Source organism: Streptomyces olivoverticillatus, assembly GCF_014203555.1.
In the GTDB taxonomy this organism is placed as follows: Bacteria; Actinomycetota; Actinomycetes; order Streptomycetales; family Streptomycetaceae; genus Streptomyces; species Streptomyces olivoverticillatus.
Genome location: NZ_JACHJH010000003.1, coordinates 156578 through 175637, shown reverse-complemented (window position 1 = coordinate 175637; position 19060 = coordinate 156578). Strand labels below are relative to the sequence as shown.

Sequence of the window (19060 nt, the reverse complement as noted above, 5' to 3'; positions counted from 1 at the left end):
CCTGGGTCACGGCCCGGGGGCGGGTCCGGTGCTGCCGCGGGGTGCGAGGCGTGGGAGCGGGTCGCGGACGTCGAGGGCGGGGCCGCCGTCGAGGAGTGCGACGAGGTGTTCGGCCGCGCGCCTGCCGAACGCCGCCGTGTCCCGGACCAGCGCGGTGACGGCGGGGTGGGTGTTGCGGCAGAGAACCGAGTCGTCCCAGGCGATGAGGGAGAGCTCGCCGGGTACGGACACGCCGCGCTCGGCGGCCACGGCGAGCCCGGCCACCGCCATCACGTCGTTGTCGTAGACGATCGCGGTGGGCGGGGGGTCGGCGGCCAGGACGCGCCGGGTGGCCTCGGCGCCCTGCGCGTCGGAGTAGTCGGTGGTCAGGGACGTCACCTCCGGCAGGCCGCGGCGGCCGGCCTCGGCGCGCAGGGACTCGATGCGGCGCCGGGTGTGGGCGAGGCCCGGCAGGCCCGCGATGTGCACGATGCGCCGGTGACCCAGGGTGTGCAGATGGTCCACGATCGAGGCCATAGCGCCGGTGTCGTCGGCCCAGAGGGTGGAGAGGGCACCGCCGTGCGGGGCGGTGCCGTGGCCGGGGGCGCCGATGAGCACGGCGGGCAGGCCAAGTTCCGCGAGCAGCGCGGGTCGCGGGTCGCCGTCCCGCGGATCGACGACGAGCAGCCCGTCCACGCGGTGCTCGGCCCACCAGCGGCGGTAGAGCGCGCACTCGGCGTCCGTGTCCTCCACGACCTGGAAGAGCAGCCCCAAGCGGCGTGCGGCCAGCGCCTCCTGCACCCCGGAGACGAGCTGCAGGAAGAACGACTCGACGCCGAGCGTCCGGGCAGGGCGGGCCAGCACCAGCCCGACGGTGGCCGAGCCCTCCCCGGACAGGGCCCGGGCCGCCGTGCTGGGCTGCCAGCCCAGCTGTTCGGCGACGCGCCGCACCCGGTCGCGGGTGGCGGCGGACACTCCGGGACGGCCGTTGAGCGCGAAGGACACGGCGCTCTCGGAGACGCCCGCCCGGCGCGCGATGTCCTTGATCGTCGGACGCCGGGCGGGCGTTCGGCGCATGACTGCCCCTCTCCTCGGGCGCATGAGCGTGCATTCACCCGCCCATTGCGGACCAACACACTAAAGCGCATTAGTTCCTTGCGGAAGTCGTGCCCGACGTATTGACGGGACTCCCTTCACGGGTGCAGGTTTTGGACCGCCGACTCCCGGCCCGACCGAAGGAGACCCACGGCCATGCCTCCCTTACGCAGAGCCGCCTCGGCCACCGCCGCGCTGCTCGTCTCCGCTCTGACGCTGACCGCCTGCGGATCCGGCGGGGACGACGGCGGAAGCAGCGCGGACGGCAAGGCCGAGGGAAAGATCACCTTTCAGACCTGGAATCTCCGCGCCAAGTTCAAGGACTACTTCGAGGGCCTGGTCCGGGATTTCGAGAAGCAGAATCCGGACGTCAAGGTCGCCTGGCTCGACCAGCCGGCCGAGCACTACGCCGACAAGCTCAGCGCCGACGCCGGTGCCGGGACGCTGCCCGACGTCGTCAATGTCTCGCCCGATCTCTCCTATCCGCTGGCCAAGGCCGGTCTGCTGACGAACCTGGACAAGGAGAAGGCCGCAGCCCGCTTCAAGGGCGAATACACCCCCGAGGCATGGCAGGGCAACTCCCTCCCGGGCCTGGGAGGTTCGTACGCCTTCCCCTGGTATCTCAACACCGGACCGCTGTTCTACAACAAGACGCTGTTCCGGGATTCCGGGCTCGACCCGGAGCGGCCGCCCAGGAGCTACGGCGAGCTGTTCGCCGACGCCGACCGCATGGCCCGGCAGTCCGGCGGGAAGACCGCCACTCTCGCCGCCACCCCGTCGATCGAGGACTTCGGCCGCTACGGGGTGCAGCTGATGAACGCGGACGCGACGAAGTTCACGTACGACGAGCCCAAGGGCGTCGAGCTGCTGACCAAATACAAGGACCTCTACGAACACGGCGGGCTCGACCCGCAGGCGCTCACCAACACCCCCGAGAAATCGGGCCAGAAGTTCCTGGAACAGAAGGTCGCGATGAATCCGGGCGGGGCGCACGACCTGGAGACGTTCAAGGAGAACGCACCCAGCCTGTACCGCAATCTGGGCATCACCGACGCGCCCAACAACACGGGCAAGCCGAACATGTACGTGATGGGCCTGGCCGTCAACAGCCGGAGCAAGCACAAGGCGGCGGCGATCGCCTTCGCGCATTTCGTCACCGGGAAACAACAACAGGAGGCCTTCGCCCACAAGGTCGCCATCTTCCCCAGCACCAAGGGCTCGCTGGACGACCCGTACTGGACGAAGGAGGACGGCACCGACGAGGGCCGGGTCAGGGTGGCCTCGGCGAAGATGCTGAAAGGCGCGGTCAATTACACGCCGGTGGTGATGAGCGACGAAATGAAGACGATCCTGCGCAATGAGGTGGCCAAGGCCCTGCAGGGCAAGAAGTCGCCCCGGCAGGCACTGGACGACGCGGCCGCGCAGAGCAACAAGCTGCTCCGGCAGGGCTGAACCGCGCCATGGCCGGCCGCATCCGCACCCACCGGGCCGCGAGCCCCTGGCTCTTCCTCCTCCCCGGGCTCGCCGTCACCGCCGCCTTCACCCTCTATCCCTTTCTGAGCACCGTCGGCAAGGCGTTCACCGACGCCCGCACCTTGACGCCGGGCCACTGGACGGGCCTGGCCAACTTCCGCGCCATGCTGGAGGACGAACAGTTCTGGGTGGCGCTGCGCAACAGCGGCCTGTATGTGCTGCTGGTCGTGCCGTTCACCGTGCTGCTGCCGCTGTTGCTCGCGCTGCTGGTGGAGAAGCAGCTGCCGGGCGTCACCTTCTTCCGGTCCGCCTTCTACACCCCGGTTGTGGCGTCCGTGGTCGTGGTGTCCCTGATCTGGGTCTGGATGCTGGACGACCGCGGCCTGGTCAACGGCATCCTGCGGGCGCTGGACACCGGCCCCGTGGACTTCCTCGGCGACGAGTGGCTGTTGCTGCTGAGCGCCATGGCACTGACCGTGTGGAAGGGCCTGGGCTACTACATGGTCGTCTACCTCGCGGCGCTCGGGAACGTCCCCCGCGAGCTGCACGAGGCCGCGGCCGTCGACGGGGCGGGGGCCCTGCGCCGCTTCACCAGCGTCACCGTCCCTGCCGTCCGCTCCACCATGGTGCTGGTCGGCGCCCTGTCGTCCGTCTCGGCGTTCAAGGTCTTCTCCGAGGTCTTCCTGATGGCCGGGCCCAGCGGCGGCCCGGCCGGGCAGGACACCACCCTCGTCATGCTCGTCCAGCGCACCGGCACCGGCCTCGGCGGCCGGGTCGGCTATGCCTCGGCCGTCTCGCTGGTCGTCTTCGCCGTCACGCTGCTGCTGATGCTCCTCGTCCTGCGCGCGGACCGTAAGGAGGCCCCGTGACGTGGCGTACGTCCGGCTGGGAGAAGGCGCTGCGCTACCTGCTGATGCTCGCGGTCCTGGCCGTCACCGTCGGCCCATTCCTGTGGCAGCTGTCGACGTCCCTCAAGGGCACCACCGAGGACGTCTACACCTCGCCGCCCCGCTTCCTGCCCCGCCACCCCACGCTGCACAACTACACGGCGGTCGCGGACATCATCCCGGTCTGGGACTACGCGCTGAACTCCCTCCAGGTCGCCCTCGCCAGCGTGCTCACCAACCTCGTCGGCGCCTCCATGGCCGGCTATGCGCTGGCCCGGCTGCGGTTCGGCGGCCGCAGGCTCGCGGGGCTCGTCTTCGTCACGGCACTGCTGGTGCCGCTGGAGTCGATCGTCATCGCGCAGTTCACCATGATGCGCGACCTCCACCTCAACAACACCCTCACCGCCGTCGTCCTGCCCGGCGCAGTGGGCGCGCTGAACGTGCTGCTCATGCGGAACGCCTTCGCCAATGTGCCGTACGAGATCGAGGAGGCCGCCGTGATCGATGGGGCGAACGTCTGGCAGCGGTTCACGCGCATCGCGCTGCCGTCGGTGCGCGGCACCCTCGCCGTCGTGGCGATCTTCGCCTTCATGGGGGCGTGGGACGACTTCCTGTGGCCGCTGATCGTCCTGTCCGACTCCGACCGCTTCACCCTCACCGTCGGACTGGACTTCCTGCACGGCACGTTCGCGCAGAACCCCCGGCTGGTCGCCGCCGGAACCGTCATCGCCGTCGCCCCGCTCATCGTGATGTTCACCTGCCTCCAGCGGTACTTCTTCCGCGGCGTCGGCGAGGGCGCCGTCAAGGGCTGAAGGGATTGCGCCTCCATGCGTCTCGGCTCCATGCATTTCGGCGTCAACTACACCCCGTCCCGGGGCTGGCTCCACCACTGGCTCGACTTCGATCCCGACGAGGTCCGCGCCGACCTCGACTCCATCGCGGCCCTCGGCCTGGACCACATCCGCGTCTTCCCGCTGTGGCCCGTCTTCCAGCCCAACCGCACGCTCGTCCGGCCGCGCGCCGTCGAACAGCTCGCCGCCGTCGTGGACGCGGCCGCCGAGCGCGGGCTCGACGTCGGCGTCGACGGGCTCCAGGGCCATCTCTCCAGCTTCGACTTCCTGCCGTCCTGGACCACCACCTGGCACCGCCGCAACATCTTCACCGACCCGGACGTGGTCCGGGCCCAGGCGCACTACCTCTCCGTGCTCGCCGCGGCGCTCGCCGACCGGCCCAACTTCCTGGGCATGACGGTCGGCAACGAGATCAACCAGTTCTCCGGCGCCCCGCACCCCGACCCCGACCGGATCGACGCCGGGCAGGCGGGCAGGTGGCTGCGGAGGATGCTGGCGGCGTGCGAGGAGGCCGCGCCGGGCCGGATGCATCTGCACGCGTCGTACGACGCGGCCTGGTACGACGGCACGCACCCCTTCACGCCCGCGCACTCGGCCCGGCTGGGGGCTGCGACGGCGGTGCACTCCTGGGTGTTCAACGGCACCGCCCAGCGGTACGGGCCGCACGGGGCGGCGACGGAGCGGCACGCCGCGTATCTCGTCGAACTCTCCAAGGCCTGGGCCGAGGACGCCTCGCGCCCGGTGTGGCTCCAGGAGGTCGGGGCACCCGCCCCGCACATTCCGCCCGGTCGGGCGGCGGCCTTCACCGAGGCGACCGTGCGCAACGTGCTGGACTGCCCCGACGTGTGGGGCGTGACGTGGTGGTGCTCGCACGACGTGGACCGTTCCCTGGCGGACTTCCCCGAGCTGGAGTACGGCCTCGGGCTGCTGACCAACGACCGGCGGGTCAAGCCCGCGGGGGAAGCGATGGCACTGCTGGTGCGGGAGTTCCGGCAGGGGGGCCTGCCGTCTCCCGAGCCGCGCCGGACGGCGCTGGCCGTGGATGCCGGGGACGTGTGGGAGGCGCCGTTCCGCTCGGTGTGCAGGCCGGGGGGTGCGGTCTTCGAGGCGTGGATGCGGATCGCCTCCGCCGGGGGGCGGCCGGCGGTGGTGCTGGAGCAGCACGCCGACGATGCGGGGCACCTGGCTGCGCGGGGCATCACGGAGGTGCTCCGGGCCGAGCAGGTGCCGTAGCCGTTCCCTTCCCGCAGCCTTTCCCCTCGTGAAGGAGACTCATGGCCCACAGAGCCACCCGTCGTCACGTCCTCATGGCCGGGGCCGCGGGCGTCGCGGCCGCCGTCGCGCCCGCCGCCCGGGCCGCCGAGCCCTCCGGCGGACTCCAGCCCTACGCCTCCTACTGGTATCCCCGCTCCCTCCCCTCCGGATCCCCCGGACCCGGCGTACGGTGGCGGAGCCTCAGCGAGTGGCGGCCGGAGGACGATGCGGAGCTGCCGTTCAACCGGGCGAGCGTGCCGCTGGCCGCGCGCTTCACCCCGCCGCCCGCCAACGGGACCGCCCGCGGCGGTCAGGCGCGCATCTCGGCCCTCGTCTCCTTCGCCACCACCTCCGCGAACCCCTCGCAGGGCTCGGCCACCGCCGACTACTACGCGCTCACCCACTGGGCCTACCTCGATGAGCTCGTCTTCTGGGGCGGGTCCTCCGGAGAGGGGCTGATCCTGGCCCCGAACGCACCCGTCGTCGACGCCGCGCACCGCAACGGCGTGCCCGTGCTGGGCACCGTCTTCCTGCCGCCCGCCGCCTACGGCGGCCAGCTGTGCTGGACGCGCGAGCTGGTGCACAGGGATGCGGGCGGCGGCTTCCCGCTCGCCGGCAAACTGATCCAGGTGGCCCGCGCGCACGGCTTCGACGGCTGGTTCCTCAACGCCGAGACCGGCGGCGGGGACGCCCGGCTCGGCGCGGACATGCGGGACTTCGTGGAGCACCTGCGCACGCACGGCAAGGGGCTGCGCATCACCTGGTACGACGCCATGGCCATCTCCGGCGACGTCGCCTGGCAGAACGAGCTCAACGACCGCAACGCCCCCTTCTTCCGGGCCGCCGACACCATGTTCGTCAATTTCGGCTGGAACCGCGCCGGACTCGAGGCCTCCGGGAAGCTCGCGGAGCGTGCGCGGCGCAGCCGGTACGAGCTGTGGGCCGGGATCGACGTCGAGGCGGCCGGCTGGGACACCCGCGTCGACTGGGACGCCCTCGTGCCCGCCGACGGCCCGCACACCGCCTCATACGGCTTCTACCGGCCGGAGTGGACCTGGAAGAGCCTGCCCGGAGAGCGCACCCCGGCCGCCTTCCACGCGCGCGACGACCGCTTGTGGACCGGGCCTTCGCCGGACCCCTCCCGGCCGGATCCGGGTCCCTGGCGGGCCCCGGCCGCGTCCGTCGCGGACCGCTCCACGCTCACCGTCCTGCCGTTCGCGACGTCCTTCAACACCGGTCACGGGCTCGGCTGGTACGAGCGGGGCAGGCGCACCTCGGACGCCGCCTGGAACCATCTGGGGCTCCAGGACCGGCTGCCCGGCCGCCGCTGGGTGGTGCACACCGCGGGCGCCCGCCCCACCGTGGGCTTCGACTTCGCCGACGCCTGGCGGGGCGGCAGCAGCCTGCTGGTCGACGGCGGGTTCAGCGAGGCGGCGACCGTTGAGCTGTACGCCGCCCGGCTGCCGCTGACGCGGGCCACGGTCGTGGAGCTGGCGCACCGCACCGACCCCGGCTCGGCGGGGGTGCGGGTGGAGCTGGCAGTGGCGCTGGAGGAAGGGCCGTACCGCTTCGTCTTCCTGCCGGCGGGCGTCCTGCCGGCGGGCGTCCTGCCGGCGGGCGTCCTGCCGCCGGGCGGGCGTGGATGGAGCACGGCCGCGCTGCGCGTCGGCGCGCTGCTGCACGGCCGGTCCGGGCGGACGATCCGGGCCTTGGGCGTGCGGCTGACGGCTCCGGACGGCGGGCCGGTGCGGTGGCGGCTGGGCGGCCTGGCGGTGCGCGCGACCGCGCCGCGGGCGCCCGGGCGGCCGGGCCGGGTCGCCGTCACCGCCTCCCGGGTGGGCGGCGACGGCACGGCGGCGCTGCGGCTGGCGTGGGGCGCGGCCACCGGGCGCGTGCGCCACTACGAGTTGCATCAAGCCCTGCCCGGGGGCGGTTTCCGCTTCCTGGGCGGCACCTGCGGGCATGCCTACTACGTCCCGGCGCTGCGTCGTACGGACGGCGAGGCGGCCACCCGTATCGACGTGCGCGCCGTGGACGAGCTGTACACCGCCTCGGCCGCCGCTTCCGTCACCCACCGCTGGTAGTGAGGAATCCGACGCATGCACAACGACCGCACCATCACCGAAGCCCGTCTGAAGCGGGTGCTGGACGAGCGCATCCGGCCGGCCGTGTACCCGGAGTCGGTGCCGCTGGACGTCACCGTGTGGCACGCGCCCGGTGAGCCCGTGCCTGTAGCCGAGGGGCTGGCGGCCGGGCGCACGCCCATCCGGGTGGGCGAGATGTGGGGGCCCGCCTGGGGCACGAGCTGGTTCACCGTGACGGGGACCGTGCCGGACGCGTGGGCCGGGCGTACGGTCGAGGCGCTGCTCGACCTGGGGTTCGACGAGAAGATGCCGGGCTTCCAGTGCGAGGGGCTGGTCTACCGCCCGGACGGCTCCCCGGTGAAGGGGCTCAATCCGTGCAACCAGTGGGTGCGGATCGGCGAGCGGGTCAGGGGCGGCGAGCCGGTGTGCCTGCACGTCGAGGCGTCGTCCAACCCGGTGATCCTGGACTACCACCCCTTCCTGCCGACGGAGCTCGGCGACCGGCAGACGGCGGACGACGCGCCGCGTTACCGGCTGGCGCGCATGGACCTGGCCGTCTTCGACCGGACGGTGTGGGAGCTGGTGCAGGACCTGGAGGTGCTGGACGGGCTGATGGCGGAGCTGTCGGCCGACGCGCCGCGCCGCTGGGAGATCCTCCGGGCCGTCGAGCGGGCGCTGGACGCGGTCGACCTCCAGGACGTCGGCGGCACGGCGGGCCGGGCCCGGGAGGAGCTCGCGGGCGTCCTGGCAGCGCCCGCGCACGCTTCCGCGCACCGGATCAGCGCCGTCGGGCATGCGCACATCGACTCGGCGTGGCTGTGGCCGCTGCGGGAGACGGTGCGCAAGGTCGCCCGTACGACGTCCAACATGACGGCGCTGTTGGAGGACGAGCCGGATTTCGTCTACGCCATGTCGCAGGCGCAGCAGTTCGCCTGGATCAAGGAGCACCGTCCGGAGGTGTACGCGCGGGTGAAGAAGGCGGTCGCGGAGGGCCGCTTCGTGCCGGTGGGCGGCATGTGGGTGGAGTCGGACACGAACATGCCGGGGTCGGAGGCGCTGGCGCGGCAGTTCGTGCACGGCAAGCGCTTCTTCCTGGAGGAGTTCGGCATCGAGACGGAGGAGGTGTGGCTGCCGGACACCTTCGGCTATTCGGCGGCGCTGCCGCAGCTGGTGAAACTGGCGGGTGCGAAGTGGTTCCTGACGCAGAAGATCTCGTGGAGCCGGACCAACACGTTCCCGCACCACACCTTCTGGTGGGAGGGGCTGGACGGCAGCCGGGTCTTCACGCACTTCCCGCCCATCGACACCTACAACGCCCAGCTGTCGGGGCAGGAGGTGGCGCACGCCGTCCGCAACTTCCGGGAGAAGGGCGGGGCCACCCGGTCGCTCGCGCCGACCGGCTGGGGTGACGGCGGTGGCGGCACGACGCGCGAGATGCTGGCGCGGGCGAGGCGGCTGGCGGATCTGGAGGGGTCGGCGAGGGTCGTCTTCGAGAAGCCGTCGGCGTTCTTCGAGAAGGCGCGCGCGGAGTACGAGCACGCGCCGGTGTGGGTGGGCGAGCTGTACCTGGAGCTGCACCGGGCGACGCTGACCAGCCAGGCGCGCACCAAGCAGGGCAACCGCCGCTCGGAGCACCTGCTCCACGAGGGCGAGCTGTGGGCGGCGACGGCGGCCGTACGGGCCGGGTTCCGGTATCCGTACGAGCAGTTGGACCGGCTGTGGAAGACGGTGCTGCTGCACCAGTTCCACGACATCCTTCCCGGCACGTCGATCGCCTGGGTGCACCGGGAGACCGCGGCGACGTATGCGGCGGTGGCCGCGGAGCTGGAGGGGATCGTCGGGGAGGCGCTGGCGGCGCTGGCCGGGGACGGCCCGGGGACGGTCGTCTTCAACGCGGCGCCGCACGGCCGCGGTGGGGTGCCGGCGCTCGGGGCCGCACCCGAGGCGCCGGCGGCCGACCGGGCGACCACGATGGAGGCGCGCGAGGGCGGCGGATTCGTGCTGGACAACGGCCTGCTGACCGTGGCCGTCGACGGGCGCGGGCTGGTCGTCTCGGTGTACGACCGGCAGACGGGCCGTGAGGCGGTCGCGCCCGGCGCGGCGGCCAACCTGCTGCAGCTGCACCCCGATTTCCCGAACATGTGGGACGCGTGGGACGTGGACCACTTCTACCGGAACACGGTGACCGATCTGACGGACGTGGAGTCGCTGGAGCCGGCGGGCGCCGACGCGGTGCGGGTGGTGCGTGCGTTCGGCTCGTCTCGGGTCGGGCAGCGGATCGTGCTGGCGGCCGGGGCCCAGCGGCTGGACGTCGAGACGGAGGTCGACTGGCACGAGACGGAGAAGTTCCTCAAGCTCGCCTTCCCGCTCGACGTGCACACCGACCGGGTGGCGGCCGAGACCCAGTTCGGCCACCTCCACCGGCCCACGCACACCAACACCAGCTGGGACGCGGCGAAGTTCGAGGCGTGCGCGCACCGGTTCGTCCACCTCCAGGAGCCGGGGTGGGGGGTGGCGCTGGTCAACGACTCGACGTACGGCTATGACGTGACGCGGTCCGTCCGCCCCGGGGATACCGGCACGACCACGACCGTCCGGCTGTCCCTGCTGCGGGCGCCGCGCTTCCCGGACCCGCGCACGGACCAGGGGGTGCACCGCTTCCGTCATGCGCTGGTGCCGGGGGCGACGGTGGGGGACGCGGTGCGTGAGGGGCACCGGATCAATCTGCCGGAACGGCGGGTTGCCGGGGGCGCGGAGGTCGCGCCGCTGGTGGCGCTCGACGGTGACGCGGTGGTGGTGTCGGCGGTGAAGCTGGCGGACGACGGCAGCGGGGATGTGGTGGTGCGGATGTACGAGGCGCTGGGCGGGCGGGCCCGCACTCGCCTGACGGCCGGCTTCGCGCTGCGCCGGGCGGCGGTCTGCGACCTGCTGGAGCGGCCCGTGGGGGAAGCCGCGGTGGAGGACGGAGGGGTGCCGCTGGACATGCGGCCGTTCGAGATCGTCACGCTGCGGCTGGCACGCGGCTGAGGTCCGGCCGGCCGCCTTCTCGAACGCCACTACAGTGCCCACGTGACAACGTACGTAGCGCTCCTGCGCGGTATCAACGTCGGCGGCAAGAAGCGCGTCCCCATGCAGACCCTGCGGGAGCTGCTGGCCGGGCTCGGCTGCGGAGCCGTCCGTACCCACCTCAACAGCGGCAATGCGGTGTTCGTGCACGAGGGCGCGGACGAGGAGACCCTGGCCGCCCGGCTGGAGGAGGCCATCGAACGGGAGCTGGGGTTCTCCGTGGCCTGCATCGTGCGGGAGGGCGGTGAGATACGGCGGGTCGTCGAGGCGAATCCGTTCGCCGGGCACGAGGTGGACCCCTCACGGTTCGTGGTGACGTTCCTCGCCGGGCCCGTCGATCCGGCCACCGTCGCGGACATCGATCCTGCCGCCTATGCGCCGGAGGAGTTCGCCCTGGGCGAGCGCGAGGTGTACCTGCACTGTGCGAACGGGATCCGGGACTCCAAGCTGGCGAAGGTGCTGACCGAGCGGCGGCTGCGCACGACAGGCACCGGCCGCAACTGGAACACCGTCACCAGACTCGCGGACATGGCGGACGGCACGACGGGCGAATAATCGGCCTGTCGCACCGGCGGCCGCCGGGCCGCAAATCGGCTCCGCTTAGCATTCGAACATGAAGCTGCGTTTCCCCCGCCCGCGCGGGCGGCGGCCGCTCGCCGCCATGGCCGCCGTCGCCGTGCTCGCCGGTGCCGGCACCTGGACGGTGGCGGCGGCCACCGGCGGAGATCCGCCCGTCCACCGCGAGGACCGCTTCGTGTCCGTGCCCGAGGCGCCGGGCAGTGCGCAGAAGGTGCGGGTCGACACGTCCTTCTTCACCTCCGGCGGCTCCGGCCGCAGGCCCGCCGTCCTGCTGGCGCACGGCTTCGGCGGCAGCAAGGACGACATGCGCGGCGAGGCGGAGGAGTTGGCCCGCTCCGGCTACGCGGTGCTGACGTGGTCCGCGCGCGGCTTCGGGCACTCCACCGGCCGCATCGGGCTCAACGACCCGGACCGCGAGGGCGCCGACGTCAGCCGGCTGATCGACTGGCTGGCCCAACGGCCCGAGGTGCAGCTGGACGCGGCCAAAGACCCCAGAGTCGGCATCGCGGGCGGCTCCTACGGCGGCGCGATCTCGCTCCTCGCCGCCGGCCACGACAAGCGGGTCGACGCCATCGTCCCGCAGATCACCTACTGGAACCTCGCCGACTCCCTCTTCCCCGGCGACGTCCTCAAGAAGCTCTGGACCGGAATCTTCTTCACCACCGGCTCCACGGGCGTCGGCAAGACCACCGCGGCCTCCCCGTCGGACGTCGGCTGCGGCCGCTTCGATGCGGAGCTGTGCGCGATGTACGAGCGGGTGGCCGTCGCCGGACGCCCGGACGACCAGGCGCGCGAGCTGCTGACCCGCCGCAGCCCCTCCGCCGTCGCGGACCGCATCAAGGTGCCGACGCTGCTCGTCCAGGGGCAGAGCGACTCGCTCTTCCCCCTCGACCAGTCCGACGCGGCGGCCCGGGCCATCGCCCGCAACGGAGCACCGGTCGCCGTCGACTGGATCGCCGGCGGCCACGACACGGGCACCGCCAACGAGAAGGGCCGGATCGAGGAGCGCACCCGCGCCTGGTTCGACCGCTACCTCAAGGGCGACGCGGCGGCGAGCACCGGCCCCGCCTTCCGGGTCAGCCGGACCGGCGGGCTGGACACCACCGACGGCCGGGCACAGCTGCGCGGGGCGAGCGACGAGCACTACCCCGGGCTGCGCAACGACGCCCGCACGGTGCCGCTCACCGGCCGCGAGCAGTCCTTCGGCAATCCGGCCGGTGGCACTCCCCCGGCCATCTCGGCCGTGCCCGGCATGGGCGCGCTCTCCGGGCAGCTGGCGGGCCTCGGGCTCGGCGTCTCGCTGGACTTCCCCGGCCAGTACGCCCACTTCGACTCCGCCCGGCTCGACGAGTCCGTCCGCGTCACCGGCTCGCCCACGGCGAAGGTGAAGGTCGCCTCCTCCACCGGTGAAGCGGTGCTGTTCGCCAAGGTCTACGACGTCGGGCCGAACGGGCAGCAGCAGCTGCCCGGGCAGCTGGTGGTGCCGGTCCGGGTCGGTGACGCCAAGGACGGCAGGGCGGTCGAGCTGCGACTGCCCGCGGTCGACCACACCTTCGAGTCCGGGCACCGGATGCGGCTGGTGCTCGCCGCCACCGACCTGGGCTACGCCTCGCCGGCCCGCCCGGCCACGTACACCGTCTCCCTGGCGGGCGGGCTGAGCGTGCCCACCGCACCGGAGGTGCGCACCGCCTCGGCGGGGCTGCCCTGGTGGACGTGGGGGCTGCCGGTGGGAGGCGTGCTGGTGGCCGCGGCGGTGCTGCTGACCGGACGCAGGCGCACCGCCGTGCCCGCGCCCGACCCGGCGCTCGCCGACGTGCCGCTGCAGATCACCGGGCTGAGCAAGCGGTACGCCAAGTCCGCGGACCGGTACGCCGTGCAGGATCTGGGGTTCCGGGTGGAGCGCGGCCAAGTGCTGGGGCTGCTGGGGCCGAACGGCGCGGGCAAGACGACGACGCTGCGCATGCTCATGGGCCTCATCCGTCCCGACGCGGGCGAGATCCGCGTCTTCGGGCACGCGATCCGGCCGGGCGCGCCCGTGCTGTCGCGGGTCGGGGCGTTCGTGGAGGGCGCGGGCTTCCTGCCGCATCTGTCCGGGCGCGCCAACCTGGACCTGTACTGGCGGGCGACGGGCCGGCCGGCCGGGGACGCGCACGTCGAGGAGGCGCTGGAGATCGCGGGGCTGGGCCCGGCGCTGGAACGCGCGGTGCGCACCTACTCGCAGGGCATGCGGCAGCGGCTCGCGATCGCCCAGGCCATGCTCGGGCTGCCGGACCTGCTGATTCTGGACGAGCCGACCAACGGACTGGACCCGCCCCAGATCCGGGAGATGCGCGAGGTGATGATCCGGTACGCGGCGGCCGGCCGCACGGTGATCGTCTCCAGTCATCTCCTGGCCGAGGTGGAGCAGTCGTGCACCCATCTGGTCGTGATGGACCGCGGGCGGCTGGTCAGCGCCGGCCCGGTGGCCGAGATCACCGGCTCGGGCGACACGCTGCTCGTGGGCGTGGACGGCCGGCTGTCGGACGTGGCGGTGGAGAAGGTGGCCTCCTTGCCGGGGGTGGCCTCGGCCGTGCGGACGGACGAGGGGCTGCTGGTGCGGCTCGACGGCGCGAGTGCGCGGGAGTTGCTGGTGGAGCTGGTCCGGCTGGAGATCCCGGTGGCGAGCGTGGGCCCGCACCGGCGGCTGGAGGACGCGTTCTTGACCCTGATCGGAGGCTCGGCATGAAGACCGCGCTGAATTCCGCGCCGGTACCGGCATCCGCATCCGCATCCGCAGACGGATCCGCGGAGGGCTACCGGGCGCGGCGCACCCTGCCGCTGCGGGTGGAGGCGGCGCGGCAGTTGCGGCGCCGGCGCACGCTCGTGGTCGGGGCGGTGCTGGCGGCGCTGCCGTTCGTGCTGATCGCGGCCTTCGCCATCGGCGGGGACCGCGGCGGCCGGGACGGGCGGGTGAGCCTGATGGACACCGCCACCGCCTCGGGGGTGAACTTCGCGGCCACGGCCCTGTTCGTCTCGGCGGGCTTCCTGCTGGTGGTGCCGGTGGCGCTGTTCTGCGGGGATGCGGTGGCGTCGGAGGCGAGCTGGTCGTCGCTGCGCTATCTGCTGGCGGCCCCGGTGCCGCGCTCCCGGCTGTTGCTGAGCAAGCTGGCGGTGGCACTGGGGTTCAGCGCGGCCGCGATGGTGCTGCTGCCGCTGGTGGCGCTCGCGGCGGGCACGGCCGCCTATGGGTGGGGGCCGCTGCGGATTCCCACCGGGGGGGCGCTGGATGCGGGGACGGCCACCTGGCGGCTGGCAGTCGTCGTCGCCTATGTCTTCGTGGGCCAGCTGGTGACGGCCGCGCTGGCGTTCTGGCTGTCGACGGTCACCGATGCGCCGCTGGGGGCGGTGGGCGGTGCGATGGGGCTGACCATCGTCGGCAATGTGCTGGACGCGGTGACGGCGCTGGGACATTGGCGGGAGGTGCTGCCCGCGCACTGGCAGTACGCATGGGCGGATGCGCTGCAGCCGCATGCGGAGTGGAGCGGGATGGTGAAGGGCACGGCGGTGTCGGTGGGATATGCACTGGTGCTCTCCGCCTGCGCATTCCGGCACTTCCGGGGGAAGGACGTGGTGTCCTGAGGGGCGAGTGGGGGCGTCACCCCGCCCCGTACACCGGTCGCGGCGGCCTCGCCCCCGCCAGGAGGCCGCGGACCGCTTCGCCTGCTTCCGCCGGGGTCCAGCGGTCACCGCGGTCCGCCGTGGGGCCGGGGTGCCAGCCCTCCATGACGGTGATGCGGCCCGCTTCCGTCTCGAAGACATGGCCCGTAACGCCGTCGGAGCCGGCGGAGGCCAGCCAGGCGACGAGCGGGGAGACGTTGGCCGGGGACATCGCGTCGAAGGTGCCGTCCCGCGGGGCGGCCATCGCCTCGGGGAAGGTGGTCTCGGTCATCCGGGTGCGGGCCGCGGGGGCGATGGCGTTGACGCAGACGCCGTAGCGGCCGAGTTCGGCGGCGGCCACCAGCGTCAGGCCGACGATCCCGGCCTTGGCCGCCGCGTAGTTGCCCTGGCCGACGCTGCCCAGCAGCCCGGCGCCGGAGGTGGTGTTGACCACCCGCGCCTGGGGGGTGCGGCCCGCCTTGGCCTCCGCCCGCCAGTGCGCGGCGGCGTGCTTGAGCGGCAGGAAGTGCCCCTTGAGGTGGACGTGGACGACCGCGTCCCAGTCGTCCTCGCCGAGGTTGACGAGCATGCGGTCGCGCAGGAACCCGGCGTTGTTGACGAGCGCGTCCAGCCGCCCGTAGGTCTCCAGGGCGAGGGCCGTCAGGGAGGCGGCGCCCTCGGCGGTGGCGATGTCGCCGCCGTGCGCGACGGCCCGGCCGCCGCGGGCGCGGATCTCCTCGGCGACCCGCTCGGCCGGGGACGCCGAGTGGCCTTCCCCGCCGGGCCCGGCCCCCAGGTCGTTGACGACGACCGCGGCGCCTTCGGCCGCGAGGGCCATTGCGTGCGCCCGGCCCAGGCCCCGGCCCGCGCCGGTGACGACGGCGACGCGTCCGCTGCAGATTCCGCTCATGTCACCGCTCCTCTCTCGCGTTGGATGCGTCCAGGAATGCGGGCCGCTCGCCGCCGCCGTGCACGAGCAGGCTCGCCCCCGTGATGTAGGCGGCGCGGTCGGAGGCGAGGAAGACGGCGGCCTCGCCGACCTCGTACGGCTCGGCCAGCCGCCCCGCCGGCACGGTCCGGGCGACGGCGGCGACGCCGTCCTCGTCGCCGTAGTGCAGGTGCGCGGACTCGGTGCGCACCATGCCGAGGACGAGGGTGTTGACGCGGACCGCCGGGGCCCATTCGACGGCCATGGTGCGGGCGAGGTTCTCCAGCCCCGCCTTGGCCGCGCCGTAGGCGGCGGTGCCCGGCGAGGCGCGGGTGCCGCTGACGCTGCCGACCATGACGATGCAGCCGCCGGAGGGCTGGGTGCGCATGATGCGGTGGGCGGCGAGCGAAGCGGACAGCGGCGCGAGGAGGTTGAGCGCGAGGACGCGGGCGTGGCGTGCGGCTTCCCCCTCGGCCAGGGGCAGGAAGGGCGTGCCGCCCGCGTTGTTCACCAGCACGTCCAGTCGGCCGTGTGCGGCGCGCACGCTCTCGAAGAGGGCGTCCACGGCGGCCTGTTCGCGCAGGTCGGCGGGGAGGAAGCGAGCGGGGCGGCCGGCTGCCGCGACCGGCGCGTCCGGTGGGCGGCGCGCGCAGACGACGACCTCGGCGCCTGCCCGCAGGAACGCCCGGGCGATGCCCGCGCCCACGCCCCGCGTGCCGCCGGTGACGACGGCGAGGCGGCCCGTCAGGCCGGATTCGCTGCCCATTCCCCACCTCCCGCGACGGCGTGCCCGCTGCTACGGTCGATACCTAACAAACGTTTGGTGGAAAGGTAGCTGATGGGCATCTCCACCGCACGCCCCGAACCGGGCATCGCCGTCGTCACCGTCGACTACCCGCCCGTCAACGCCCTTCCCGCACAAGGCTGGTACGACCTCGCCGAAGCGGTACGGGCCGCGGGCGCCGACCCCTCGGTCAACTGCGTCGTCCTCGCCGCCGCCGGGCGGGGCTTCAATGCGGGCGTCGACATCAAGGAGTTGCAGCGCACACCCGGCCACCGGGCCCTGCTCGACGTCAACCAAGGCTGCGCCGCGGCCTTTTCCGCCGTCTACGACTGCCAGGTGCCGGTGGTGGCCGCCGTCCAGGGCTTCTGCCTCGGCGGCGGCGTCGGCCTCGCCGGCAACGCCGATGCCGTCGTCGCCGCCGACGACGCCGTCTTCGGCCTGCCCGAGCTCGACCGCGGCGCCCTCGGCGCCGCCACCCACCTCGCCCGGCTGGTCCCCCAGCACCTGATGCGGATCCTGTTCTACACCTCGGGCACGGTCACCGCGCAGGAGCTGCACCGGCACGGTTCCGTCTGGCGCGTGGTGCCGCGCGACCGGCTGGCCGCCACGGCCCTGGAGGCGGCCGGGGAGATCGCCGCCAAGGACGGCACGCTGCTGCGCCTGGCCAAGGCCGCGCTCAACGGCATCGACCCCGTCGACGTCCGCCGCAGCTACCGCTTCGAGCAGGGCTTCACCTACGAGGCGACCCTGGCCGGCGCCGGGGACCGGCACCGCGACGCCTTCGTCTCCCGGCGCACCGGAAAGGAGCGGCCGTGACCGGCGCGGACAAACAGATGACCGCCGACGAGGCCGTCGCCCGGCTCCGCAGCGGCATGACCGTCGGCATCGGCGGCTGGGGCTCCCGGCGCAAGCCGATGGCCCTGGTCCGGGCCGTCCTCCGCTCGGACCTCACCGATCTGACCGTGGTCTCCTACGGCGGCCCCGACGTGGGCCTGCTGGCCGCCGCGGGAAAGATCCGCAGGCTCGTGACGGCCTTCGCCACCCTCGATTCCATCCCCCTCGAACCGCACTTCCGCGCCGCCCGGGAGAGCGGTGCGATCGAACTGACCGAATGGGATGAGGCGATGGTGATGTGGGGGCTGACCGCCGCCGCCCACCGGCTGCCCTTCCTGCCGCTGCGGGCCGGGCTCGGCTCGGACGTGATGCAGACCGACCCCTCGCTGCGCACGGTGACCTCGCCGTACGCGGACGGCGAGGAGCTGGCGGCCGTACCGGCCCTCGCCCTGGACGCCGCGCTTGTCCACCTCAACCGCGCGGACGTGCGGGGCAACGCCCAGTACCTGGGACCGGATCCGTACTTCGACGACCTCTTTTGCGAGGCGGCGCGCGAGGCCTACGTCTCCTGCGAACGGATCGTGGACGGCGAGGAGTTCGCAGCCGCGGGCGGGCCGCAGACGCTGCTCGTCCAACGGCACTGCGTGACCGGGGTGATCGAGGCGCCGGGCGGCGCGCACTTCACGTCCTGCGTGCCGGACTACGAGCGCGACGAGGCCTTCCAGGCGGCCTACGCCAAGACCGCGGCCGACCCGGCGGCCTGGGCGGCGTTCTGCGGGCGCTTCCTGTCGGGCGACGAGGACGCCTACCGGGCCGCGGTCCGGGAGTTCGCCGGGGAGGGCGCATGAGCAGCGGCGTGAGCAGGGCCGAGCAGTGTGTCGTCGCGTGCGCCGAGGCCTGGCGCGGCGACGGGGAGATCCTGGCGAGCCCGATGGGCGTGGTGCCGACCCTGGGCGCCCGGCTGGCGAAGCTCACCTTCGCGCCGGATCTGCTGCTGACGGACGGCGAGGCGCTGCTGACCGCAGACGTGCCCGCGCTGGGCGCAAAGGCCCAAGTAGTGGAGGGGTGGCTGCCCTTCCGCAGGCACCTGGCCCTGGTCAGCGGCGGCAAGCGGCACGTGATGATGGGCGCGAGCCAGCTCGACCGCCATGGCAACCAGAACATCAGCTGCATCGGCGACTGGAAGCGGCCCTCCCGGCAGCTGCTGGGCGTGCGCGGCGCGCCGGTCAACACGCTCAATCACCCCGTCAGTTACTGGATCCCCCGGCACTCGCCTCGGGTCCTGGTCGAGCGGGTCGACATGGTGTGCGGCGTCGGATACGACCGGGCGGGGGCCGCCGGGCCGTCGGCGGCCCGCTTCCACGGCATCCGGTGCGTGGTCACCGACCTGGCCGTCCTGGATTTCGAGACGCCCGGCCGCACCCTGCGCGTACGGTCCCTGCACCCGGGCGTCACCGCCGGGCAGTTGCAGGCGGCCACCGGCTTCGCCCTTCCCGTGCCCGACGGCACCCCGTGCACCCGGACGCCGACGGCCGCCGAACTGCGCCTGATCCGCGAGGTGCTGGACCCGGCCGGGCTGCGCGAGCGCGAGGTGCGCCGATGAGCGGCCC

Annotated in this window: 15 protein-coding genes; 12 read left to right on the top strand and 3 right to left on the bottom strand. The window is 73.2% G+C overall.

The annotated features are described in order from the left end of the window. Positions 1 to 6: 6 nt before the first annotated feature. On the bottom strand, positions 7 to 1056 hold the full coding sequence (locus FHS39_RS11265) for a LacI family DNA-binding transcriptional regulator (RefSeq protein WP_184349133.1): 1050 nt from the start codon (positions 1054 to 1056) through the stop codon (positions 7 to 9). A 174-nt stretch (positions 1057 to 1230) separates the two neighbouring features. Here FHS39_RS11265 and FHS39_RS11260 point away from each other — a divergent pair, with 174 nt between their 5' ends. The 9 genes from FHS39_RS11260 to FHS39_RS11220 are packed head-to-tail and all read left to right on the top strand — an operon-like array spanning position 1231 to position 14886. Continuing rightward, positions 1231 to 2526 (top strand): ABC transporter substrate-binding protein, encoded by a 1296-nt coding sequence (locus FHS39_RS11260; RefSeq protein WP_184349132.1) that lies wholly within the window; start codon positions 1231 to 1233, stop codon positions 2524 to 2526. An 8-nt stretch (positions 2527 to 2534) separates the two neighbouring features. Next, positions 2535 to 3416, top strand: a complete 882-nt coding sequence (locus FHS39_RS11255) for a carbohydrate ABC transporter permease (RefSeq protein WP_184349131.1) — start codon at positions 2535 to 2537, stop codon at positions 3414 to 3416. A gap of 44 nt (positions 3417 to 3460) precedes the next feature. Further along, positions 3461 to 4246, top strand: coding sequence for a carbohydrate ABC transporter permease (locus FHS39_RS11250; protein WP_184349668.1), 786 nt, complete (start codon positions 3461 to 3463; stop codon positions 4244 to 4246). A 15-nt stretch (positions 4247 to 4261) separates the two neighbouring features. Further along, positions 4262 to 5518 (top strand): glycoside hydrolase 5 family protein, encoded by a 1257-nt coding sequence (locus FHS39_RS11245; protein ID WP_246470139.1) that lies wholly within the window; start codon positions 4262 to 4264, stop codon positions 5516 to 5518. Between the two features lie 41 nt (positions 5519 to 5559). Further along, positions 5560 to 7623, top strand: a complete 2064-nt coding sequence (locus FHS39_RS11240; RefSeq protein WP_184349130.1) for an endo-beta-N-acetylglucosaminidase — start codon at positions 5560 to 5562, stop codon at positions 7621 to 7623. A gap of 15 nt (positions 7624 to 7638) precedes the next feature. Beyond that, positions 7639 to 10650 (top strand): alpha-mannosidase, encoded by a 3012-nt coding sequence (locus FHS39_RS11235; protein WP_184349129.1) that lies wholly within the window; start codon positions 7639 to 7641, stop codon positions 10648 to 10650. Between the two features lie 42 nt (positions 10651 to 10692). After that, positions 10693 to 11244 carry a DUF1697 domain-containing protein gene (locus tag FHS39_RS11230; RefSeq protein ID WP_184349128.1) on the top strand — a complete coding sequence of 184 codons (552 nt, stop codon included), beginning with the start codon at positions 10693 to 10695 and terminating at the stop codon, positions 11242 to 11244. A 58-nt stretch (positions 11245 to 11302) separates the two neighbouring features. After that, the gene (locus FHS39_RS11225) at positions 11303 to 13993 is read left to right on the top strand and encodes an alpha/beta fold hydrolase (RefSeq protein ID WP_184349126.1); all 2691 of its coding nucleotides are present in this window, start codon (positions 11303 to 11305) and stop codon (positions 13991 to 13993) included. Then, a complete protein-coding gene (locus FHS39_RS11220) occupies positions 13990 to 14886 on the top strand; it encodes an ABC transporter permease (RefSeq protein ID WP_184349124.1) in 897 nt (298 codons plus the stop codon). Before FHS39_RS11225 ends, FHS39_RS11220 begins: the two co-directional genes overlap by 4 nt. 16 nt (positions 14887 to 14902) lie before the next feature. Here FHS39_RS11220 and FHS39_RS11215 read toward each other — a convergent pair whose 3' ends face one another. After that, on the bottom strand, positions 14903 to 15814 hold the full coding sequence (locus FHS39_RS11215; protein ID WP_184349122.1) for an SDR family oxidoreductase: 912 nt from the start codon (positions 15812 to 15814) through the stop codon (positions 14903 to 14905). A gap of 1 nt (position 15815) precedes the next feature. Then, positions 15816 to 16598, bottom strand: a complete 783-nt coding sequence (locus tag FHS39_RS11210; protein ID WP_184349120.1) for an SDR family oxidoreductase — start codon at positions 16596 to 16598, stop codon at positions 15816 to 15818. Between the two features lie 72 nt (positions 16599 to 16670). Here FHS39_RS11210 and FHS39_RS11205 point away from each other — a divergent pair, with 72 nt between their 5' ends. The 3 genes from FHS39_RS11205 to FHS39_RS11195 are packed head-to-tail and all read left to right on the top strand — an operon-like array spanning position 16671 to position 19053. Continuing rightward, entirely contained in the window at positions 16671 to 17432 is a 762-nt protein-coding gene (locus FHS39_RS11205; RefSeq protein WP_184349118.1) for an enoyl-CoA hydratase family protein, read from the top strand. 17 nt (positions 17433 to 17449) lie between these two features. Beyond that, positions 17450 to 18298 (top strand): CoA transferase subunit A, encoded by an 849-nt coding sequence (locus FHS39_RS11200; RefSeq protein ID WP_184349666.1) that lies wholly within the window; start codon positions 17450 to 17452, stop codon positions 18296 to 18298. After that, on the top strand, positions 18295 to 19053 hold the full coding sequence (locus FHS39_RS11195; protein ID WP_184349116.1) for a CoA-transferase subunit beta: 759 nt from the start codon (positions 18295 to 18297) through the stop codon (positions 19051 to 19053). Before FHS39_RS11200 ends, FHS39_RS11195 begins: the two co-directional genes overlap by 4 nt. The last annotated feature ends 7 nt before the right edge of the window (positions 19054 to 19060 follow it).

Excerpts from the sequence above, each read along its gene's own strand:
- FHS39_RS11265 (WP_184349133.1), bottom strand. The coding sequence starts at position 1,056 with ATGCGCCGAACGCCCGCCCGGCGTCCGACGATCAAGGACATCGCGCGC.
- FHS39_RS11260 (WP_184349132.1), top strand. The coding sequence starts at position 1,231 with ATGCCTCCCTTACGCAGAGCCGCCTCGGCCACCGCCGCGCTGCTCGTC.
- FHS39_RS11255 (WP_184349131.1), top strand. The coding sequence starts at position 2,535 with ATGGCCGGCCGCATCCGCACCCACCGGGCCGCGAGCCCCTGGCTCTTC.
- FHS39_RS11250 (WP_184349668.1), top strand. The coding sequence starts at position 3,461 with ATGCTCGCGGTCCTGGCCGTCACCGTCGGCCCATTCCTGTGGCAGCTG.
- FHS39_RS11245 (WP_246470139.1), top strand. The coding sequence starts at position 4,262 with ATGCGTCTCGGCTCCATGCATTTCGGCGTCAACTACACCCCGTCCCGG.
- FHS39_RS11240 (WP_184349130.1), top strand. The coding sequence starts at position 5,560 with ATGGCCCACAGAGCCACCCGTCGTCACGTCCTCATGGCCGGGGCCGCG.
- FHS39_RS11235 (WP_184349129.1), top strand. The coding sequence starts at position 7,639 with ATGCACAACGACCGCACCATCACCGAAGCCCGTCTGAAGCGGGTGCTG.
- FHS39_RS11225 (WP_184349126.1), top strand. The coding sequence starts at position 11,303 with ATGAAGCTGCGTTTCCCCCGCCCGCGCGGGCGGCGGCCGCTCGCCGCC.
- FHS39_RS11220 (WP_184349124.1), top strand. The coding sequence starts at position 13,990 with ATGAAGACCGCGCTGAATTCCGCGCCGGTACCGGCATCCGCATCCGCA.
- FHS39_RS11215 (WP_184349122.1), bottom strand. The coding sequence starts at position 15,814 with ATGAGCGGAATCTGCAGCGGACGCGTCGCCGTCGTCACCGGCGCGGGC.
- FHS39_RS11210 (WP_184349120.1), bottom strand. The coding sequence starts at position 16,598 with ATGGGCAGCGAATCCGGCCTGACGGGCCGCCTCGCCGTCGTCACCGGC.
- FHS39_RS11205 (WP_184349118.1), top strand. The coding sequence starts at position 16,671 with ATGGGCATCTCCACCGCACGCCCCGAACCGGGCATCGCCGTCGTCACC.
- FHS39_RS11200 (WP_184349666.1), top strand. The coding sequence starts at position 17,450 with ATGACCGCCGACGAGGCCGTCGCCCGGCTCCGCAGCGGCATGACCGTC.
- FHS39_RS11195 (WP_184349116.1), top strand. The coding sequence starts at position 18,295 with ATGAGCAGCGGCGTGAGCAGGGCCGAGCAGTGTGTCGTCGCGTGCGCC.